The following is a 1,419-nucleotide window of genomic DNA, read 5'->3' as shown; positions in this document are numbered from 1 at the left end:
TTCAAAATCCAGACTTTGCCGAAGTGGCCCGGTCCATGGGGGCGGTTGGAATCCGTGTAGAAGATGCCAGTGAATTAGGAAACGTCATCCAAAAGGCCATTGAATCGAATAAGCCTACCGTGATTGATATCCAGGTGGATGGTACCCAATTGGCTCCTCCATTCCGTAAAGACGCGTTGAAAATGCCGGTTCGCCTATTAGAAAAGTATGCTCACTTGGATTATAGAAACTGGTAATAAAGGATAGGATCTTCTTTTTTCTCAAGATAGTCCGGAACTCGAAAGGGGGTGTTTTACCTTGAGCAAAGAATCTGTCCTTGCCAATACCCAAGATATGAATCAATCCTTCATGAACACCGAAAAGCTTAATGATATTCCCGTTGGGGTTTCGGCAAGGCATGTACACCTTTCTTCTGACCATATCGAAGCTTTATTCGGTCCGGGGTATCAATTGCAAATTCTGAAAGAACTATCCCAGCCCGGACAATTTGCAGCAAAAGATACTGTCATGTTAGCAGGACCTAAAGGTGTGATCGATAAAGTGAGAATACTTGGGCCAGCTCGTCGCACAACCCAAGTGGAAGTAGCTCTCACAGATGCCCATCGTTTAGGCATATCTCCTCCGATCAGAGATTCCGGGGATCTTGCTGGAAGCAGCCCGATTACCATGATCGGGCCTCATGGATCGATTTATCTCCATGAAGGTGTCATTATTGCCAGTCGGCATATTCATATGTCTGAAGAAGAAGCCCTACAATTGAAAGTTCGCGATGGAGATCTTGTGCTCGTCCTATCAAAAACAGAACGACCTATCCTATTTCATGATGTAAAAGTCCGAGTGAGTCATCGGTATCGCTTGGAATTCCACATTGATACGGATGAAGCTAATGCTGCTAAGCTTAAAACCGATGATCGAGTCTTCATTATTAAATAAGCTTCTATATAAATAAATCACTTGGAGATAATGACTCTCCTGGCATAGCAATCGCTTGATTATAAGAAACATAGCTTTCCTGATCTTTGACCGAAGCCTAACTAATCATTGGTGGACGCCGTTTCTCATACAAATTCTCTGTGAACGCGTCCACCATTTCTTAAACTATTAATCATCAATATAAAAAACGTTGGGAGGTTACGATGCGATGTGGAGAGAGATCCTTTGCATAGGTTGTGGGGACAAATGGGAATGTAATTTGAAATATGAACGCAACCTCTTGCTGAAAAGTACCAAAATTAATGGTGTTTACTCCCTTCTATGTGAAGATTGTGAGGACATGAATAAATTGTCTACTGTCAGCATATGCGGTTGAACGTTACCACTATAGACTTTACTATCAAATAACGAAAAGGATGATAACCATGATAATCGGTGTTCCTAAAGAGATTAAGAACAATGAAAATCGAGTCGGTATGACACCTG

Annotated in this window: 2 protein-coding genes; both read left to right on the top strand. The window is 42.1% G+C overall.

All coding sequences use genetic code 11. The features are described 5' to 3' along the window. Positions 1 to 236, top strand: a 236-nt coding sequence (locus ABLT31_RS38640; protein ID WP_367761019.1) for a thiamine pyrophosphate-dependent enzyme, incomplete at its 5' end; no start/stop codon positions are given. Between the two features lie 61 nt (positions 237 to 297). Then, on the top strand, positions 298 to 933 hold the full coding sequence (pduL, locus tag ABLT31_RS38635; RefSeq protein WP_367761018.1) for a phosphate propanoyltransferase: 636 nt from the start codon (positions 298 to 300) through the stop codon (positions 931 to 933). Positions 934 to 1,419 lie beyond the last annotated feature (486 nt).

Source organism: Ammoniphilus soli (assembly GCF_040813775.1).
Note: the sequence above shows the minus strand (reverse complement) of the source record. Positions and strands in the feature narration are given on the sequence as shown.